This is a genomic window from Rhodococcus chondri (genome assembly GCF_036327435.1).
Taxonomy (GTDB): Bacteria; Actinomycetota; Actinomycetes; order Mycobacteriales; family Mycobacteriaceae; genus Rhodococcus; species Rhodococcus chondri.
On record NZ_JAUZMZ010000004.1, the window covers coordinates 31,419 to 48,969 of the forward strand.

The 17,551-nt window shown below is 66.4% G+C and carries 19 protein-coding genes; 3 read left to right on the top strand and 16 right to left on the bottom strand.

The features are described 5' to 3' along the window. Window positions 1-3 precede the first annotated feature (3 nt). The 5 genes from Q8814_RS01515 to Q8814_RS01535 form a co-directional block, all read right to left on the bottom strand. Entirely contained in the window at window positions 4-846 is an 843-nt protein-coding gene (locus tag Q8814_RS01515; protein ID WP_330150231.1) for an alpha/beta fold hydrolase, read from the bottom strand. Between the two features lie 205 nt (window positions 847-1,051). Beyond that, complete coding sequence (locus Q8814_RS01520; protein WP_330150232.1) at window positions 1,052-1,456, bottom strand: DUF302 domain-containing protein; 405 nt, start codon at window positions 1,454-1,456, stop codon at window positions 1,052-1,054. A 53-nt stretch (window positions 1,457-1,509) separates the two neighbouring features. Next, the gene (locus Q8814_RS01525; protein ID WP_330150233.1) at window positions 1,510-1,779 is read right to left on the bottom strand and encodes a metal-sensitive transcriptional regulator; all 270 of its coding nucleotides are present in this window, start codon (window positions 1,777-1,779) and stop codon (window positions 1,510-1,512) included. A 57-nt stretch (window positions 1,780-1,836) separates the two neighbouring features. Then, a complete protein-coding gene (locus Q8814_RS01530) occupies window positions 1,837-2,715 on the bottom strand; it encodes a sulfite exporter TauE/SafE family protein (RefSeq protein ID WP_330150234.1) in 879 nt (292 codons plus the stop codon). A 2-nt stretch (window positions 2,716-2,717) separates the two neighbouring features. Beyond that, entirely contained in the window at window positions 2,718-3,314 is a 597-nt protein-coding gene (locus Q8814_RS01535) for a rhodanese-like domain-containing protein (RefSeq protein WP_330150235.1), read from the bottom strand. 214 nt (window positions 3,315-3,528) lie between these two features. Between Q8814_RS01535 and Q8814_RS01540 the strand changes: the two genes are divergently transcribed. Further along, window positions 3,529-4,908 (top strand): MBL fold metallo-hydrolase, encoded by a 1,380-nt coding sequence (locus Q8814_RS01540; RefSeq protein WP_330150236.1) that lies wholly within the window; start codon window positions 3,529-3,531, stop codon window positions 4,906-4,908. Between the two features lie 49 nt (window positions 4,909-4,957). Then, a complete protein-coding gene (locus tag Q8814_RS01545) occupies window positions 4,958-5,131 on the top strand; it encodes a hypothetical protein (RefSeq protein ID WP_330150237.1) in 174 nt (57 codons plus the stop codon). Here the strand turns inward: Q8814_RS01545 and Q8814_RS01550 are convergent. Next, window positions 5,114-5,992, bottom strand: a complete 879-nt coding sequence (locus Q8814_RS01550) for an SDR family NAD(P)-dependent oxidoreductase (RefSeq protein WP_330150238.1) — start codon at window positions 5,990-5,992, stop codon at window positions 5,114-5,116. The two genes, Q8814_RS01545 and Q8814_RS01550, sit on opposite strands and share 18 nt — an antisense overlap. A gap of 11 nt (window positions 5,993-6,003) precedes the next feature. Further along, window positions 6,004-6,903, bottom strand: a complete 900-nt coding sequence (locus Q8814_RS01555) for an LLM class F420-dependent oxidoreductase (RefSeq protein WP_330150262.1) — start codon at window positions 6,901-6,903, stop codon at window positions 6,004-6,006. A gap of 194 nt (window positions 6,904-7,097) precedes the next feature. Between Q8814_RS01555 and Q8814_RS01560 the strand changes: the two genes are divergently transcribed. Beyond that, window positions 7,098-8,525, top strand: a complete 1,428-nt coding sequence (locus Q8814_RS01560) for an apiosidase-like domain-containing protein (protein ID WP_330150239.1) — start codon at window positions 7,098-7,100, stop codon at window positions 8,523-8,525. A 14-nt stretch (window positions 8,526-8,539) separates the two neighbouring features. On the opposite strand, the gene Q8814_RS01565 is transcribed toward Q8814_RS01560, so the two are convergent. The 9 genes from Q8814_RS01565 to Q8814_RS01605 are packed head-to-tail and all read right to left on the bottom strand — an operon-like array spanning window position 8,540 to window position 17,495. Then, window positions 8,540-9,103 carry a hypothetical protein gene (locus Q8814_RS01565; protein WP_330150240.1) on the bottom strand — a complete coding sequence of 188 codons (564 nt, stop codon included), beginning with the start codon at window positions 9,101-9,103 and terminating at the stop codon, window positions 8,540-8,542. Further along, entirely contained in the window at window positions 9,103-10,314 is a 1,212-nt protein-coding gene (locus tag Q8814_RS01570) for an MlaD family protein (protein ID WP_330150241.1), read from the bottom strand. The genes Q8814_RS01565 and Q8814_RS01570 overlap by 1 nt, the downstream gene beginning before the upstream one ends. Next, window positions 10,311-11,372 (bottom strand): MCE family protein, encoded by a 1,062-nt coding sequence (locus tag Q8814_RS01575; protein WP_330150263.1) that lies wholly within the window; start codon window positions 11,370-11,372, stop codon window positions 10,311-10,313. The genes Q8814_RS01570 and Q8814_RS01575 overlap by 4 nt, the downstream gene beginning before the upstream one ends. Next, window positions 11,372-12,487 (bottom strand): MCE family protein, encoded by a 1,116-nt coding sequence (locus tag Q8814_RS01580; RefSeq protein ID WP_330150242.1) that lies wholly within the window; start codon window positions 12,485-12,487, stop codon window positions 11,372-11,374. The genes Q8814_RS01575 and Q8814_RS01580 overlap by 1 nt, the downstream gene beginning before the upstream one ends. After that, entirely contained in the window at window positions 12,484-13,521 is a 1,038-nt protein-coding gene (locus tag Q8814_RS01585) for an MCE family protein (RefSeq protein ID WP_330150243.1), read from the bottom strand. Before Q8814_RS01585 ends, Q8814_RS01580 begins: the two co-directional genes overlap by 4 nt. Then, window positions 13,518-14,540 (bottom strand): MlaD family protein, encoded by a 1,023-nt coding sequence (locus Q8814_RS01590; RefSeq protein ID WP_330150244.1) that lies wholly within the window; start codon window positions 14,538-14,540, stop codon window positions 13,518-13,520. The genes Q8814_RS01585 and Q8814_RS01590 overlap by 4 nt, the downstream gene beginning before the upstream one ends. After that, window positions 14,537-15,826: an MCE family protein gene (locus Q8814_RS01595; protein WP_330150245.1), complete on the bottom strand. Its 1,290-nt coding sequence runs from the start codon at window positions 15,824-15,826 to the stop codon at window positions 14,537-14,539. The genes Q8814_RS01590 and Q8814_RS01595 overlap by 4 nt, the downstream gene beginning before the upstream one ends. Next, window positions 15,823-16,686 carry an MlaE family ABC transporter permease gene (locus Q8814_RS01600; protein WP_330150246.1) on the bottom strand — a complete coding sequence of 288 codons (864 nt, stop codon included), beginning with the start codon at window positions 16,684-16,686 and terminating at the stop codon, window positions 15,823-15,825. Before Q8814_RS01600 ends, Q8814_RS01595 begins: the two co-directional genes overlap by 4 nt. Then, window positions 16,686-17,495 (bottom strand): MlaE family ABC transporter permease, encoded by an 810-nt coding sequence (locus Q8814_RS01605; RefSeq protein ID WP_330150247.1) that lies wholly within the window; start codon window positions 17,493-17,495, stop codon window positions 16,686-16,688. Before Q8814_RS01605 ends, Q8814_RS01600 begins: the two co-directional genes overlap by 1 nt. Window positions 17,496-17,551: the final 56 nt, after the last annotated feature.

A 17,551-nucleotide genomic window follows, 5' to 3' on the forward strand; every position in this document is an offset into this window, starting at 1 on the left:
AACTCAGCTGTGAACGCCGGCGTGCTCGACGATCAACCGGCCGAGTTCGTCGGGCACCTCGTCGGGAATCCAATGGCTGACACCTTCGAGCACCTCGAGCCGGTACGGCGCCGACACGTATTTCCCGGTGCCGTCCGCTCCGGCTCGGGTAAGGGCGATGTCGCCGTCGCTCCACACCATCAGCGTCGGCACTCGCACGCGACCGACGGTTTCGCGGGGATCGGCGAAGAACAACGCCCGGTACCAGTTCACCCCGCCCCGCACAGCCGACGCGTCGGCCATCCGCGCTGCGTCGCGTTCGGCGGTTTCCGGGGGCTGTCCTGATCGGCGCAGCACGAACCGAGTAACCGCGTCGTTGCTCAACAGCATCTCCGGGATCCACGGAAGCTGGAACGCGAGGATGTACCACGACTTCAGAAGCTGAGGACTCGTGACCATCGCTCGCATGAATGCGGCCGGGTGCGGCACCGACACGGCAGTGAGTGTGCGCACCAGATCGGGTCGGCGAGCCGCGACGACCCACGCGACGACCGCGCCCCAGTCGTGGCCGACGAGATGGACCGGGCCGCCACCGATGGCACCCACCAGCGCAACGATGTCGTCGACGAGGGCCGGGATGCGGTAGTCGCGTCGCCGGCCGGGCCGGGCGCGCGGCGAGTATCCCCGCTGGTCGGGAGCGATGGTGCGGTATCCGGCCTCGTGCAATCGCGCGGCCACGGCGTCCCACGAGCGGGCGTCCTGCGGGAAACCGTGCAGAAGCACCACGGGTTCACCGTCGATCGGGCCCTCGTCGCGAACATCGAAGGTCAGGCCTTCACGCTCGACGGTATCGATCCGCTTCCCCACGCGTCCCCCTCGAAACTCCCCTGAACAGGGGTTCGGCCCGGTATGCGCTTCTGCACATTCACCGGGCCGGATCTCTGCTTCACGAGCCTCTGTCGTCCTCGGACGTCTGCTCGATCCGCACCCCTTATGTTACGCACATCACACCGAGTGCGCAATACGTGTGCGAACTTCTGCCGTGACCGACGGTGTGTACCGGAGCCGCCGGTCAGGCCGTCCCGGCCAGCGCTTCGATGGCGGCCTGCAGTTTCGCGGTGGCATCGTCGGCGACCTCACGAAGGCCCGGCTGATCGGCCACCTGCACCATGATCGCCGGGTTCATCGCATCGACGATCACCGTTTCCGAATCGGCCGGGTCGGTGCGCACGACGACGTTGCACGGCAGCAACAGTCCGATCTGCCGGTCGACGTTCACAGCCCGATGAGCAAGCGGCGGATTACAGGCTCCGAGGATGACGTAATCCTCCATGTCCTCGTCGAGCTTGGCCTTGAGCGTGGCCCGCATGTCGATCTCCGTGAGGACACCGAATCCCTGGTCGGCGAGGGCTTTTCGCGTGCGATCCACGGCATCGGGGAAAGAGGTGCGCAGGGTGGTCGAGAGGGCGAGCGTCATGAACCGGTCCTTTCCTCACTGTCGGGCGAGCGTATCGTTTCTCGTCGTCGCCGTCAGGCGAGCGCCAGAAACAGCTTTTCGAGTTCGGCCTCGGTCATCGGTTCGCCACCTTCACGAGCTTCGCCGGTCATGCATTCGCGTAGCCCTGTGGCGACAATCTTGAATCCGGCACGGTCGAGAGCGCGTGACACCGCGGCGAGCTGCGTCACCACGTCCTTGCAGTCGCGGCCCTGCTCGATCATCGAGATGACTCCGGCGAGCTGGCCTTGTGCCCGCTTGAGCCGGTTGAGTACCGATGCGATGGATTCTTCGTCTCCGACCATGTTCCTGTCCTTTCATCGGGTGTTCTACCCAGTGTACCCCTGGGGGTATGCCTCGGGTCAGGTCGCCGGCGACACCGCACGCACGCGGGTGGCGAGGCGGCGCACCGGGCAGTCCGGCCGTCGCCGGCAGTCCAGCGACACCGCGCCCGCGACCAGTACGGCACCGGCCACCGCGAGACCGACCGCGGGATGCACTTCCTGCGCGATGATCACCGACGACATCACGAGCACGAACCAGCCGAAGGCCTTGCGGAGGACCTCGGGGTCGACGAGCGAGGTCAGACGGCCGCCGATCAGGCTGCCGACGACGGCGGCAGCGGTGACCATTCCCGCCAGTTTCCAGTCGATCTGGACCGTCGAGAGGTATCCGCCCAATCCGGCGAACGACTTCATCGCGATGACCACCAGCGAGGTGCCCACCGCCACCGGCATCGGAAGTCCGCCGAGGAGCGCGAGCGCCGGCACGACGAGGAACCCGCCGCCCGCGCCGACGAGGCCGGTGACCAGGCCGACCACTACACCGTCGAGCAGGATCTTGCCCACCGGCATCGTCTTCTCACCCTCGCCGGCACCGGCGACCTTCTTCCGTCCACGCAACATCGCGATCGCGGTGGCGATCATCATGGCCGCGAACGCGAGAAGCAGCACGGTGCCAGGGATGAAGCGGGACAAGAGCCCGCCGACGAACGCGCCGACCATCCCGGCGAGACCGAACAGAATGCCGGTGCGCCACTGGACGCGTCCGCCGCGAGCGTGAGAGATCGCGCCGACCGCGCTGGTGACGCCGACGACGAGCAGCGACGTGGCGATCGCTTCTTTTGCATCCATACCGGCGACGTAGGCCAGCAGGGGCACGGTGAGAATCGATCCTCCGCCGCCGAGCAACCCGAGGGTGACACCGACGAGGACCGCAAGTGCGACGGTCAGCGCGATCATGGCTACTTCCCTTCGGTCTGGGAGGTCTTCGCCGCCACCAGTTCGGCGACGATGGTTTCGGGGTCGCACGACCGGCCGCGGTTGTACGGCAGTTTCGACAGCAGCATCCCCATGGCGCACGTGTTGGACAGCGCCGCGAAACTGAGGCCGCCACCGATGCCGGCGGCGAGCCACTTCAGCTTGGGAGCGGCAACGCTACCGAGGACGGACCCGAGGACGATGGATCCGGCGACGAGCCGCACCTGACGTTCGAGGTCCCATCGTTCTGCGCCGCGATTGACATTCAGGCCGGCCGCCTGCCATGCGTTCATGCCACCTTCGAGGATGTGCACGTTGAGGAGGCCGGCCTCGCGCAGTGTGCCCTCAGCGTCCGTGGCGCGCTGGCCCGACCTGCAGACGAGGACGACGCTCTCGTCGAAGTGGGCGAGGAATTCGTCGCGGTGTTCCCGGAGCAGGTCCAGTGGCACGTTGTATGCCCCCGGGATGTGGACGGTGTCGAATTCGCCCGGGGTGCGCACGTCGATCACGCGGACGTTCTTTCCGGAATCGAGCTGCTCGCTCAGGGCGTGCGGGTCCACAGAGGCGGGAGTCGAGGTCATGGTGGCCTTTCGGAGTAGCGCTCGGGGCAGGGCCCCGGAATCGGACTGTTGACACCCCGGGGGGTATCTTTCGACGGCAACTCTACACATACCCCCTTGGGTATACGCAACCCATAGTGCGATACCCCACCCCGTACTTGACATACCCCCGGGGGTATCTCATAGTGGATGACATCAGCAGACGAACCGGCCCACCGCCGGGAAGGAGACCCCTATGATCCTCGAGCAGTACTACATCGAGTGCCTGTCGCATGCGTCGTACCTGGTCGGTGACGAAAACACCCGTCGGGCCGTCGTAGTGGATCCGCGACGCGACATCAGCGAGTACCTCGCCGACGCCGAGCGGCTGGGCCTGACCATCGAAGGCGTCATCAACACGCACTTCCACGCCGACTTCGTCTCCGGGCACCTCGAACTCGTCGACGCGACGGGAGCATGGATCGGCTTCGGCGAAGCCGCCGAGACCGAATACCCGATCCGCCGGCTGAAGCACGGCGAGCGCATCTCACTCGGCGACGTCGACCTGGAGATCCTGTCCACACCCGGCCACACGTGGGAATCGATCAGCGTCGTGGTGCGCGAGAAACCGGATGCCGAACCCACCGCCGTCCTGACGGGCGACTCGCTGTTCATCGGCGACGTGGGCCGACCCGACCTGGTGAACCTCGGAGACAGCTCCACCAGCGATCTCGCACGTGCGATGTACCGCACCATCCACGAGACGCTGCTGAAGCTACCGGACACCACCACGGTGATGCCGGCACACGGCGCCGGATCGTCCTGCGGCAAGAACCTGTCGACCGAACTGACCTCGACGATCGGCGAGCAGCGCCTGACCAACCCGTCGGTGCAGCCGATGCCCGAGGACGACTTCGTCGCACTGGTCACCGACGGCCAGCCGGCCGCTCCGGCGTACTTCTCGGTCGACGCCGCAATGAACAAGCGCGTGCACCCGCTGCTCTCCGCGGGGCACACCGTACCCTCACTCGATCCCGCCACCGTGGCTCAGGAAATCCGATCGGGAACAAAGGTTCTCGATGCACGCGGTGTCGATGACTTCGCCGCCGGGCACCTTCGCGGCTCGGTCAACGTGGGATTCGACGGCCGGTTCGCCGAGACCGGCGGCATGGTCGCGGAGGTCGGTGAGCGGATCGTGCTCATCACGTACCCGGGTGAAGAGCAGCAGGCGGCGCTCCGCCTGTCCCGGATCGGCTCCGACAACACTGTCGGCTACCTCAACATCGACAGCGACGGCCGGTTCCCCGACGAGCTCGCCGACCTCGTCCAGCAGGCCCGGCGTACCACCATCGACGAACTCGACGCACTGCTCGCCGAGGATGCGGTGACCCTCGTCGACATCCGCAACCCCGGAGAGCGTGCGGAGGGTGCCATCCCGGGTTCGGTCGCAGTTCCCTTGGCGCAGCTTCGCACTCGGCTCGAGCAGGTGCCGACCGGGAAACCGATCGTGGTGCACTGCGCCGGCGGCTGGCGCTCGAGTGTGGCGGCGTCGCTTCTCCGTTCGCAGGGATTCGAAGACGTGACCGACCTCGAGGGCGGCTACAACGCCTGGGCCGAGCAGCACGTCGCCGCCTGACACCGAAACCTATCTACCTCTACCTACATACCTACCCGAGGAGAAGACCATGTGCTATCCCGTCGATTGCCCACGCTGCGGAAAGACCGGCTGGGGAGGCTGCGGTAACCACGTCGACGCCGTGATGGCGGCGGTACCCGCCAACCGACGCTGCACCTGCGACACCACCGCTACCGAGAAGAGCGACAAGGGCGGGTTCATTCGGTCACTGTTCGGCCGCTGACTCGGCTCCGGCCGACTGGTCGAGCATCCGCGAGGGCGCATAGTTGGCCCACCCCGTCTGCGGCCAGTTGAACCACCCCGACGACGCGAGCGTGCCGCCGTCGGGGTGGAGAGTGGTCCCGGTGATGAAGGACGACAGTCCCGAGGCGAGGAACACCACACTGTTCGAGATGTCCGAGACGTGGCCCGCGCGCCCCATGGGAATCGCGATCCGCGCTCCGGCAGGCGTGGTCATCGCGGGATCGCCGGCACCGAACCTCGCAAGATTCGGTGTCGGAACGAAGTCGGGCGCAACGTTGTTCACCCGGATCCCGTCGGGGGCTACTTCGACGGCGAGCGTGCGGGCGAACTGCTCCACGGCCGCCTTCGCGGCGGAGTAGACGGCGAACCCGGGTGCCGCTCGATGCGCTTCGATGGTGGTCAGGTTGACGATGCTGCCGCCGCGACCCCCGGCCTGCATTCGCGGCACCGCCAGGGAGCATGCCTGCAGCACGTGCGACAGGTTGGTGCGGACAATGGCGTCCCAGCCCTTCGCGGCGGTATCGACGAACGGCGAGCGGAACGTGCCCCCGACGATATTGACGAGCGTGTCGAGTCGACCCCAACGCTGGTCGACGGCCTCGAACAGGCTCGACAACACGTCGGCGTCACGGACGTCACCGTGCTGAACGAGGGCGTCGATCCCCCGCTCGGCGAGGGTGCGGCGCAGTGCGTCGGCGGCGGTGGAGTCGAGGTCGATCACGGCCGGTCGAACACCGTTGGCGACAAGGTCGTTCACGATCGCCTCACCGAGTCCGCCTGCTCCGCCGGTAATCACCGCGACGGTGCCGTCCAGCCCGGCACGCTCTTCGAACCATCCCACGGCAGTGTCCCTCACGACAGGTACGTCGAGCCGAAGGAATCGAGGAACTCGAGAGTCGCGGACAGACCTTCGATCCGGCACGACACGAGAACCCAATCGACACCGGCCTTCTCGAGCTCGGCAAGATTCTCACGATGACCGTCGACGTCGACGGTGGGCTCTGCGATACCGCGGCTGTAGGAGTACACGACATCGATGTGATCGGAACGCCCGGCCGCAACCGCCTTCTCGCGCATCTCGGCGATATCGTCAGCCAGTTGCTCGGTCGAGCCGAGCCCGCGGGTTCGCGCGGTGCTGCTCAACTGATCGCCGCCGGACATCGGCATCCAGCCTTGCGCGCGTTCGGCTACTCGGCGCCGCGTGAGCTTCGAATTGCCACCGATCCAGATCGGAATGGGGTTCTGGACCGGCCGTGGCCGGGCGATGACATCGCGCGCGCTGAAATGCCTGCCTCGGTAGCTGAACGACTCACCGCTCCAGTGCATGGGCAGCACGTCGAGTGCCTCGTCGAACAGAGCGTTGCGTTGATCGAAGTCGACACCGAGCGCATGGAACTCACTTTTCTGGTACCCGGTGCCGAGCCCGAGAACGAAGCGCCCGCCGGAGAGCGTGTCGAGGGTCGCGGCCGCCTTCGCCAGCAACAGCGGGTTGCGGTAGGGCGCGACAGCGAGGTAGGTCAGCAGCCGGATGCGTTCGGTCGCGCCCGCCACGTAGCCGAGAGCAACGACGGGGTCGAGGGTCTGATGCCCACCGGAGGACAGCCACCGCGCGCCCGGGGCCGGATGCTCACTGAACGAGAACCCGTCGAAACCGGCCCTCTCGGCGGCAACGGCCACCTCTTTCACCGGGCCCGGATCGAGGACGTGACCATCGGGACCGTTGATCTCCGGGTAGTGGAAGATGTAGCGCATTGTCACAGGTGAGCACCCCTCCGGCGAACTGTCGCGTCGTTCCTGCCAAGCGCTCAGGCACGCATGTTCTCGAGTATTGGAATTACCTTTTCATTCGAAGATAGTCTGATTCTCCTCTGATGCAATATGTGAAGCAGACATAAACTGCCCCTCGGGGACTCCCGGATTCCACGACCCTGGGCCGAGGGGAGGAAATGAAGCGAATACTCCTCGCGATGGTGCTGATCGCCATCTCGGGTTGCTCGGGCGGGAGTGACTCGCAGGATCGGCCCTCGTCGCAGACAGTCGATGCAGTGGACGCAATGTGCGGCGATCCCGGCAGCGTCGACCGGCGCTATGTCCACTCCGTGAGCACCGACGGGCGCTACTTCGAGGATCAGCACGGCGATCCCATCCTCATCCGTGGCGATTCGCCGTGGTCAGGGGTGGCGGACTGGTCTCCCGAGCAAGCCGAGTTCTACTTCGCCGATCGTGCGGCCCGTGGATTCAACGCGTCCATCCTCTCGGCGATCGTCGTACCCGACAACGGCGGACCGCGCTATGAGGGAGCTACCTTCGACGGCCTCGAGCCGTTCGCCGACGGCGACATCACAGCATGGAACGAGCCGTACTGGTCCCGCGTCGACGAGTTCTTCCGGACCGCCTGCCGACACGGACACACCCTGTTCCTCTACCCGATGGACGGATGGAACCTCGCCCACGTATTCGCCTCGACGACCCCGGATCAGGCCTTCACATACGGCCGGATGTTCGCCCAGCGCTACTCGCAGTTCCCCAACATCGTCTGGATGACCGGCGGGGACTATTCGCCCGACACCGAGGACCGTGCAGCCGGAGCCGAATCGGACCACGTCCTGCGCGCGATGCTCGACGGGATCCGAGCCGCCGGATCGGACCGACCGTTCTCGATCCAGCTAGGACCCGAGAAGTCGCTTTCCACGGACAACGCGTTCTGGGAACCGCTGGTGGACTGGAACTTCGTCTACACGTACATGCCGACGTACAAGGCGGTGCTCGACGGATACACCCGGCCGCCAGGAACGAGGGATCCGCGCCCCGCACTGTTCTCCGAGGGGAATTACGAAGGTGAGAACAATCAGAGCGAGACGGCACCGACAACCGACGAGACGCTTCGACGACAGGCGCTGTGGGCGTTGACCTCCGGCTCGCCAGGCGAATTTCGGGGCTCCGACGACTGGGAGTTTCTGGAGGGATGGGAATCGCGCCTGGACACACCGGCCGTGGCGCAACTCGCGGCCATTCGCGATCTGTGGCAGTCGTGGCCGTGGTGGCAGCTCGTACCCGACGTCGACGAGCCACTCGTCGTGGAGGGACGCGGCGCCCGACAGGCGAGCGATGAGATGCTCGACGTCCTGGACAACGACTACGTCACCGCTGCCCGCACGCCCGACGGTTCTCTCGCCGTCGTCTATGTGCCGACGCGGCGGGCGATCCGACTGGATCTCTCGCTGGTTCCGCAGACGGCGACTCTCGCGTGGATCGACCCGGCTGATGCCGGTGGCCCGTCCAGGGTGGCGGAGATCGACCGGAACGGCAACGTGTCGAGCCCGGGTCCGAACCGGGACGGTGACGAGGACTGGCTCCTGGTGATCAGCACGTGAACCGCCGGCCGCCGCTACCTCGCGTCGGCACCGTCCAGCAGCCACCGGCCGTCCACACGCTTCAGGGTGATCAGGAATCGGGTTGCGTCGGTACGGCCCTCGGGCACCACCACGTTCTTCACATCCTGGTCGAGGAACACCAGCACGGTGGCGACGTCGCCGTCGAGCGATTCGAGCCCGGCGTGATCGGCGCGGGCGACCGACGCCCCCTGCCCGTTTTCGACCAGGCCGCGTAGGTCACGCGCGACGCCGTTGTACTTCTCGGAGAACTCCGCAGTCGAATTCGCCGTCACGGCCGCGAGCGACTCGTCGAAGCTCTGGTAGTCGTATGTACCGAGCGCCACGGCATATTCCCGCGCCTTGCCGACCGCTTCAGCGCGCAGCGACGCGACCTCCTCGGCCTGCCACCAGCGGAAGCCGGAGAATGCTGCGGCGAGCACCAGCAGCACGATGACCGCGAGGACCACCCGGCGCGAGCGGCTTCCGCTGCTCGCGGCTCCCCGCAACGCGACGGTAGCGCCGTTCTCCCCTGCCGTATCGGTGGTCGTGTCGGTGGAGGTCGTGTCTGCGGGTGCCATCAGTTACCGAGTCCTTCCAGCAGCGTCTGCCAGTAGTCGAGCGCTTCCAGCCCGGTGGGAATGAGCAGCGGGTCGGCGGCCATATCGGGGCCGGTGACCCGGCCGGGAGTGATCTGGTTGCCGAGCCCCAGATCGTTCGGCCGGGGGGCGACGTGCGCTCCGCGCTGGGCGAGGTCTTCGCCCGGCGGGCAGTAGAGCGACAGGTTCGGTTCCCGTGGGCTCTCGTCCCCGACCATGGTGCGCTGGGTGTCGTAGTAACACACCGGCCCCTGTGTCGCTACGAGCGAGAAATCGGCGATGTTCCCGTGCACGATCCCTGTCAGATCCTTCAGTGCTGCCGGCATCGAGTCCAGGCCCGCAGCGAGTCCCGGTGCGCGGGGTCCGAGAACTTCCCCGACCGTGACCAGATTGGTGATCAGCACCCCGAAGTCGTCCTTGGTGGCCGCGAACAGGTCTTCGGTGCGCGAGAGGGCCTCCGGTGACCTGTCGAGCAGGTACACCAGCGAATCCCGGCTGCCGACCAACTGATCGGACACATCGCGCATCGCGCGCACGGAACCGGGAAACGAGTCGGCGTTCCGCGACATCGCGTCCACCAGGCCGAGCCCCTCGTCGAGCAACGTCGCGATGGCCGGTGCTCGCGCAGCAACCATCGTCGACAGCGTATCGGCGTTCTCGAGCAGCGCCTGCAGTTCGGGGCCGGTGCCGTCGAGGGCTGTGCCCCAGGTTTCGCCGAGCGTGACGATCGAATCGGCGTCGAGGCTGTCGACGAGCTCGGTCATGTGCACCAGCAGCCGGTCGAGTCGCATGCTCTGCTTCTCCGCCGGCACATCGAGTGTGTCGCCGCTCTGCAGGTAGGGCCCGGCAGAAGTGGTGGGCTCGATGTCGAGCGCGAGAATGCCGATGGCTGTCGCGGTGGAGACACGACCCGTGCTGCCCACGGGGATCCGAGTCCCGGGATCGAGTGAGAGCGCCGCGGTCGATCCCGAACCGCCGGGGTTGATGCTCACGGATTCGACCTCCCCCACTGCGACACCGCGGTAGGTGACGGACGTGCCCGGGCCGATGCCGCGGCCGTCCGTCAGCTCCGCGCGGATCTCGACCACCGTTCCGAAGCTCTGCGGTCCCAGCACGTATCGGACACCGAAGAAGGTGGCCAGGACGCCCACGACGACGAACAGCACCAGTTGGACGAGGACGGGTCGGTTCATCGGGTTCCGCCTCCGAGCAGATCGGCGAGACCTTCGGCGACGTCGGCCTGTGGCAGCGGCAGCGGAGCACCGCCGTCGAGCGGCATACCACCGGTGACCAGCAGATCGATCGCCGCAGGAATATCGAATGCGCCGTCGAAGAGAAGGTAGTCGCCGTGCACGGCGCTGTTGAACCCGTCGATGAAAGTATTCATTTCGACCAGTGCCGATCCGACCGTGTTGTTGAAATCCCGGATGCCGGCCGTAATCTCGGCGACGTCGTCGACGGAATCACCGATGGTCTCGCCGTGGGCCATCACCGCGTCCATCGACGCCACGACCGACGACGTACTCGAGACGAGAGTGCGCAGGTCTTCATGCTGTGCGGCCAGAAGATCCACCATCCGGGCGCTGTCTGCAATTCCGTTGTCGATGAGCTCCTGCTGCTGGGCGAGGCGCTCGGCGACCGAGTCGACCGCCAGAAGGGTCCGTTCGAGGTGGCCGCTGTTGTCGTCGGCCAGCGTCATGGTGGTGTCCAGCCGTGTGAGCATCGCGCGGATCGATTCACCGCGGTTGCCGAACGCTGCGTCGAGTTCGGTTGTGATGGTGCTCAACTGGTCGAGCCCACTGCCGTTGACGACCTGTCCGAGCATCGCGAAGGTCGATTCGATGTCGGGCCCCACTTCGGTCCGTTCGATGACATCACCCTCGGCAAGCAGTTGCGACGACTTCTCCTCGGGCATGTCGATCTGGATGTAGGGGCTCCCCAAGGCAGACGGAAGACGCACGGAAGCAGCTACATTCGCGGGAAGATACGCCGATTCCGACATACTCAGCTGAAGGCGTGCCCGCCGGCCGTCGGTCTCCATCGAATGCACGCGGCCCACCACCGCCTGACCGGCGCGTACCTCGGCACCGAGATCGATGCGGTCGGCGCTGGTGAACTCCGCGGTCACATAGTAGGTGTCGCCCGGACCGCTCCGTCCGAGGGGAAGTTCCTGCAAACTCAACCCGCACCCCGTGGACAGAGCCGCCACGGCGATCAGCACGACGGTGATGCCGAGCTTTCCGGGGCGCATCACCGGGGTCCTCCTTCACCCAGGGCGCGGTCGAGCGATTCGGGCACGAGGTCTGCGAACGGGTCGGCCAGGTCGAACGGAACAGTGATCGGATTGGTGAATCCCGCACCGGTGCACAGCGGTAGACGTTCACGCTCGCACAGTTCCCTCGCCCGCGGAAACTGGTTGATCTGGGTCGAGATGTTCAAACGGATCCGGCCACGGCCGTTGGGCCCGATCGCATTGTCGATGTTCTGCATCGCCAGCGGCAGTACATCGAACAACTCGGCGAAACCGACCTCGTGGGCGGCGAACGTGTCGGTGAGGGTCCGCGCGTTCGCTGTGATCGCTTCGAGGTCGCCGCCGCGTTCGGCGAGCAAGGTGTCGAGCCGGTCCAGGATCGTGGTCAGGTTCGCGATGGGGCCGCCGACATCGAGGTTCTGCCGCTGCATTTCCTCGCCGAGTTCACCCATTCCGTCGACGAGGTCGGACAACGAGCCCTGCCGGGAGTTCACGGCTGCGACCGCGACCCCGAGATCGTCGATGAGAGCACCGATATCGCCGGACTTGGCGCCGATCACCGACGTGGCCTGGCTCAGCGAAACGATGGCGTCGTTCATCTGATCCCCCAGACCGGCGGTGGCGTCGGCGGACAGTTCCAGGGTGCGTCCGAGGTTGCCGTTCCCCGGCCCGAGCGCGGCCGCGAGAGTGTCGACACTTTCGAGCATCTCGTCCCAGTTGATCGGAGCATGACTTCGCTCCGTGGGAAGCACGTCACCGTCCTCGAACTTCGGTCCCTGGCGGTAGGCGGGTCCCAATTCGATGAATCGGTCGCTGATCACCGACGGGTTCATCACGAACGCCGACACGTCGGCGGGCAGGTCGATCTCGGACGGCACTGTCATCGTCACCTCGACGACGGTGCCGGAGGGGCGGACGTCTTCGACCGTACCGACGGGCAGCCCGAGGACCGCGACGTGACTACCGGGGTAGATGCCGCTCACCGACGCGAACTGCGCCGTCACGGTGCGGGTGCGGTCGGGTCCGGCGATGTACCACAGACCGGCCCCACACAACGCGAGGACGAGCACCGTTGCGATGCCGCGCAGCAGCCAGGTCTTCGCACTGGGGTTCATCTGCAACCCTCCATGACTCCGATGGAGCACAGGAAGTTGTCGGGCAGCGGGCCTGCCGGCGCGTGCACGTCGACCCACGTTCCGTTGCCGGCGGCATCGGTGGCGGCGCGCAGAGCCGCCGGCAACCTGGTCAGGATCAGGTCGATGTCGGCGGCGTTCGCCTCGAGTGTGTCGGTGACCGACTGCAGGTTGACGAGCAACGCGTCGATCTCCGCCGAGTTGTCGGTGAGGAACGTGGCCGCGGACTCGGTGAGTGCCCGCAGATCGTCGACGAGCTGCATGAGGGCTTCTTTGCGGGCCGCAAGAATGCTCACCACCGCCGTCGAGTTTTCCACCAGCATCGACAGATCCTCACTCTGGGCCGTGACCACCGACGTCAACGATTTCGATGCGCGCAGCAGCGACGTGATGCGGGCATCGTTGCGCACCAGCATGTTCGATGTCGCTTCGATGCCGGCCAGTGCGTCCGCGATCTGCCGGGAATCGGGGGGCATGACCTCGGTGAGGGTGTGCATCATCGCTTCGAGGCCCTCGACATCGAGTCCGTCGGCCACATGCTGTGCATCGGTGGTCAATTCGTCGAGGCTGTACGGAACAGTGGTGCGTGCCAACGGGATGAGGTCGTCGACGAGTTCCCCGGCCCCGGCAGGGGTCACCGAGACGTACCGCTTACCGAGAATGGTCCGGAGCTTGACCTCCGCCGTGGACCGATCGCCGAGGCCCTGTGAACGGTCGATCCGGAAACTCACCACGACACGGTCGCCTGCGAGATCCAGGGATTCGACACGACCCGCGGGAACACCCGCGACGTAAACCGGATCGTTGGGCGCAAGCCCCGCAGCGTTGACGAATTCGGCGGTGAACGCGTGGGTGCGCAACCAATAGGTGACGGTCGGCGCCGACAACGCGACCAGCATGACCACCGCCAACAGCGCGATGCCGGTGACACCCAGCAAGATCGGATCGGCATTGCGGTCGTGACGCCCCGAAAAGATGGCCGCGACCGTGTCCTTCACCTTGCGTGCGGTCTTCATCGGCACACCTCCGAGTAGGCGGCACCGAAGATGTTCGTCTCGAAGTCACCGTTCTTGATGGTGAAGTTGCACATGTAGAGGTTGAGCCAGCCGCCGTAGTCGCCGATCCGGTTGATGTTGTGCGCCAGCTCCGGAAGTGCTTCCATCGTGCGGTTGAAGTTGTCGGTCTGCGGAATCCACGCGTCGGTCATCACACGCAGGTCGGTGACCGTGGTGTCGAGCGGAGCCATGCTCCCGGACATCAGAACGGCGGTCGACCGCACTGCCGACGAACCGCGGTCGACAAGGTTTGCGAGCTGGTCGGTCTCGCCGCCGAGTGCCTGCCCGACCACGTTCAGTCCGGTGATGAGCCGGGCCACCTCGTCGCTGCGCCGGTCGACGACGGCGACGAGTTGCTCGAGGTTTGCGATGACGTCGTCGAACACCTGTTCTTGATCGACGATGTCGGAGCTGACGGATGCCACGTGCAGCAGCAGGGATTCGAGGGTGCCGCCCTGGCCCTGGAATGCATCGACGACGGAGGTCGCCAGTGTGTTCATCTGTGCCGGATCGATGGCCTCGAACAGGGGCTTGAATCCGTTGAGCAGCGCGGTGAGGTCCACGGGCGGTCGAGTCTGCTCGATCGGGATGGTCGAACCTTCCGGCAGGATCTGCCCGGACGTGTCGTCGGGTAATCGCAGTGCGACGTAACGGACCCCGATCATGTCGCCGTAGTTCACCTCGGCGGTGACATCGGTTGTCAGGTCATGGACGGACTCGATTTCGAATGCGACCCGGGCCCTCGATGTCCCGTCGTCCTGCGGTGCGAAGGATACGTCGGACACGCGTCCCACCCGCACACCCGCAAGGGTGACGTCGCTGCCCGGGGTGAGCCCCTCGATATCGGTGAATTCGGCGGAATAGCCGCTGGTCGAACCCGAGACCGGACGGTCGAGAGTGTTTCCGACGACCACCGCAGCGAGCACGCCTGCCAGGCAGAATGCGGCAAGCCGCAGGCCGGGTCCGGTCAGGGAGTTCACGGGATGCTCACCGCCGTTCCGCGGACGAGCGGCGCCAACAGGATCGAGGCCGCGGTGGACGGATCGAACCGGGTTGCCGCGGGATCGGCCGGGTCGGCTCCGCCGGCGATCTGCTCGAGGAAGCCGAGCGGTTGCCGTTCGGCCGCCGCCAGGATCGGCTGCCGTTCGACGCTCGACGTCCGAACAGGATCACCGCAGTTGGACCCGTCCAGTCCGGGATAGCGGGGACAGTCGGCGCTGGTGTACGGCATCGGATCGGCCGGGTCGGCGACCGCGGTGATGTTGAAACGTCCGGTGGAGAATACGCGGCCTCCCGCCTCCCCGAAGATCGACAGGTATCGCAGGGTCTCGTCGAGCCCCGCGGTGTCACCGGCGAACGCGCCTATGACCGGTGCACCGTTACGCACGATCGCGATCGTGTTGTCGGTGTTCGCGTCGAGCACGCCGGCGCCTTCGACGCTCAGGGCGGCACCACCAGCGAGCAGACGGCCGATCCCGTCCTCGCGGGCCAGCACGATCTCCGAGAGTTCGGAGGCGTTCCGCATGACGGCGACGACGTCGTCGGTGGCCGCCGACATGGATTCGGTGACGCCCGCGACCTGCGGCGATGCTGCCAGCCCGGCCTCGACGAGCGGACCCAGATCTTCGGACAACGCCGCCATCCGGTCGATGGTCCGGCCGAGTGTCGCCCCGCGGCCCTGCAGCGCCTGACTCATCGCGTCGAGCGCGGTCGCGAGTTGGTCGGGACGGAGTTCCGCCAGCAGCGCCGCCGACCGGTAGTACAGGTTCGAAAGCTGTGCCGCCTCGGCGGAGGTGTCGACGGCGACCTCGCTTCCGTCGGTCAGGCGCGGTCCGATCGCGGGATTCTCGGGCGCTACGAGGTCGAGGAACACGTCGCCGAACAGCGTGCGCGGCACAACACGCATTTTCACCGACGCCGGAATCTCGCGGATCTTGTCGGCGCGGATCTGCATGGTGAGGCGGGATCTGGTGACACCTGCGTCGAGGCCGACAAGGGAGCCGACGTGCACACCCTGGTACTGCACGCCGGCGGAACCGAAGATCGGTCCCGCCTCGGCCGGCAGCACCGCGGTGACTTCCGGATCTCGCGACAGTGAGCCCGATCCCGACGCCACGAGCAGCGTGCCCGCGACGACGATGACTGCGGTGGCCACCACGCCGATCACCGCGAGCATGCCGCGGCCGAGGCCGTCGTGGCGATTCCTTCTGCGCCCGACAGGGGCCTGGCCGTCCGTCGGCAGAGGCGCGGTGCGCAGTGCCGTCACGAGATTCCCACCCCTGGAATGGTCGGCACGAGCCCCCACAGCGCGAAGGTGAGCACCACGTCGGTCACGCCGATCGCCAGAATGCTCGTGCGCAGCGCACGGCCGGCCGCGTGACCCACGCCCTCGGGCCCGCCGGACGCGTGAAAACCGTAGGAGCAATGCACGATTGCGACGATCACGGCGAACACGATCGCTTTCGTGAGCGAATACCACAGGTCGCTCGGGGACAGTGCGAGGTGGAAGTAGTAGTCGTAGGTTCCCGCCGAGTTTCCCTGGAAGTTCACGACCACGAGCCGGGTCGCGACATACGACCCGAGGAGCCCGACCATGTAGATCGGTACGACGCACACGGCCGCGGCGATCAGCCGGGTGCTCGCGAGGAAGGGAACCGAGCGGACGGCCATCGCATCGAGTGCGTCGATCTCGTCGGAAATCCGCATCGCACCGAGCTGGGCCGTGAATCCGGTTCCGACCTTCGCGGCCAACGCAATCGACGCCACCACGGGTGCGAGCTCGCGGGTATTGGCGATCGCGGAGAGCATCCCCGACAGCGATGTCATGCCGATCAGCTCGAGGCCGCGCTGGGTTTCGACGCCGACCATCATCGCCGCGACAGCGGACATCGCGAACACGATGCCGATGGTGCCGCCCCCGGCGAGCAGCGATGCGTAGCCGAAACTGACCTCACCGACGTGGTAGAGCACGTGCTTGAAATAGCGGTGGAGCGCGGTGGGAATGCCGGCGACGGTCTTGAAGGAGAATACGACGTGGCGGCCCATGCCCGCGAAGCCGTCGACGACGGTGGTCGCGGGGCGGCGTGTCGCGGAGCGGACCCGTTCGGCAGTTGAGTACGAAACCATCAGTAGGTACCCACCGCCGGGACCATGACCGTGTACATCTGGGACAGAACGGTGTTGGCGACGAAGACCATGACGAAGGCGAGAACCACGCCCTCGTTCACCGCATCGGCCACCCCACTGGGCCCGCCCTTGGCGTGCAGCCCCTTGAAGGATGCGATCAGCGCCGAAGTGGCGCCGAAACATGCCGATTTCACCATGGCCGTGGCGAAGTCGGACAGTCGGCCGTATTCGCTGAGGGTGCGCAGGAAGGCGCCACCCGAGCCGTCGTTGAGGTAGATCTCGTACAGGTAGCAGGCCGCGATGCCGACGAGTGTGACGAGCGCACACAGCATCATCGACACGAGCACCGAGGCGATGAGGCGGGGCACGACGAGACGTTCGACGACGTTCAGGCCCATCACCTCCATCGCCTCGATCTCTTCCCGGATGGTGCGAGATCCGAGGTCGGCGCAGATGGCGGAGCCGCCGACGCCCGCGAGCATGAGCGCGCACACCAGCGCCGCGGCCTGGCCCACCACGACGAACGCGACGATGGCGCCCGAATAGGCACCTGCGCCGAGTTGACCGGCCAGGGAGCCGACCGACACCGCGATCAGCACCCCGACGGGCAACATGAGGAGCAGGGACGGTCCGCTGCAGACCTTCGCGATGAACAGTGACTGGGTGAGGGTCTCTCCCACCGACAGTCGGCGCCGCGCCAGGACCCGCACGGTTGCCACGAGGGTTTCGAGTGAGAAGCCGACCAGCGCACCGACCTGAATCGCCACGTCGTGCACAGGCCCCTTGGCCTTCGGCAGCTCGAATGCCACTTTCCCACCCCCCTCGGTGCTGGTGCCATCGCTTCTCGGACCGAACGATTCGCCGA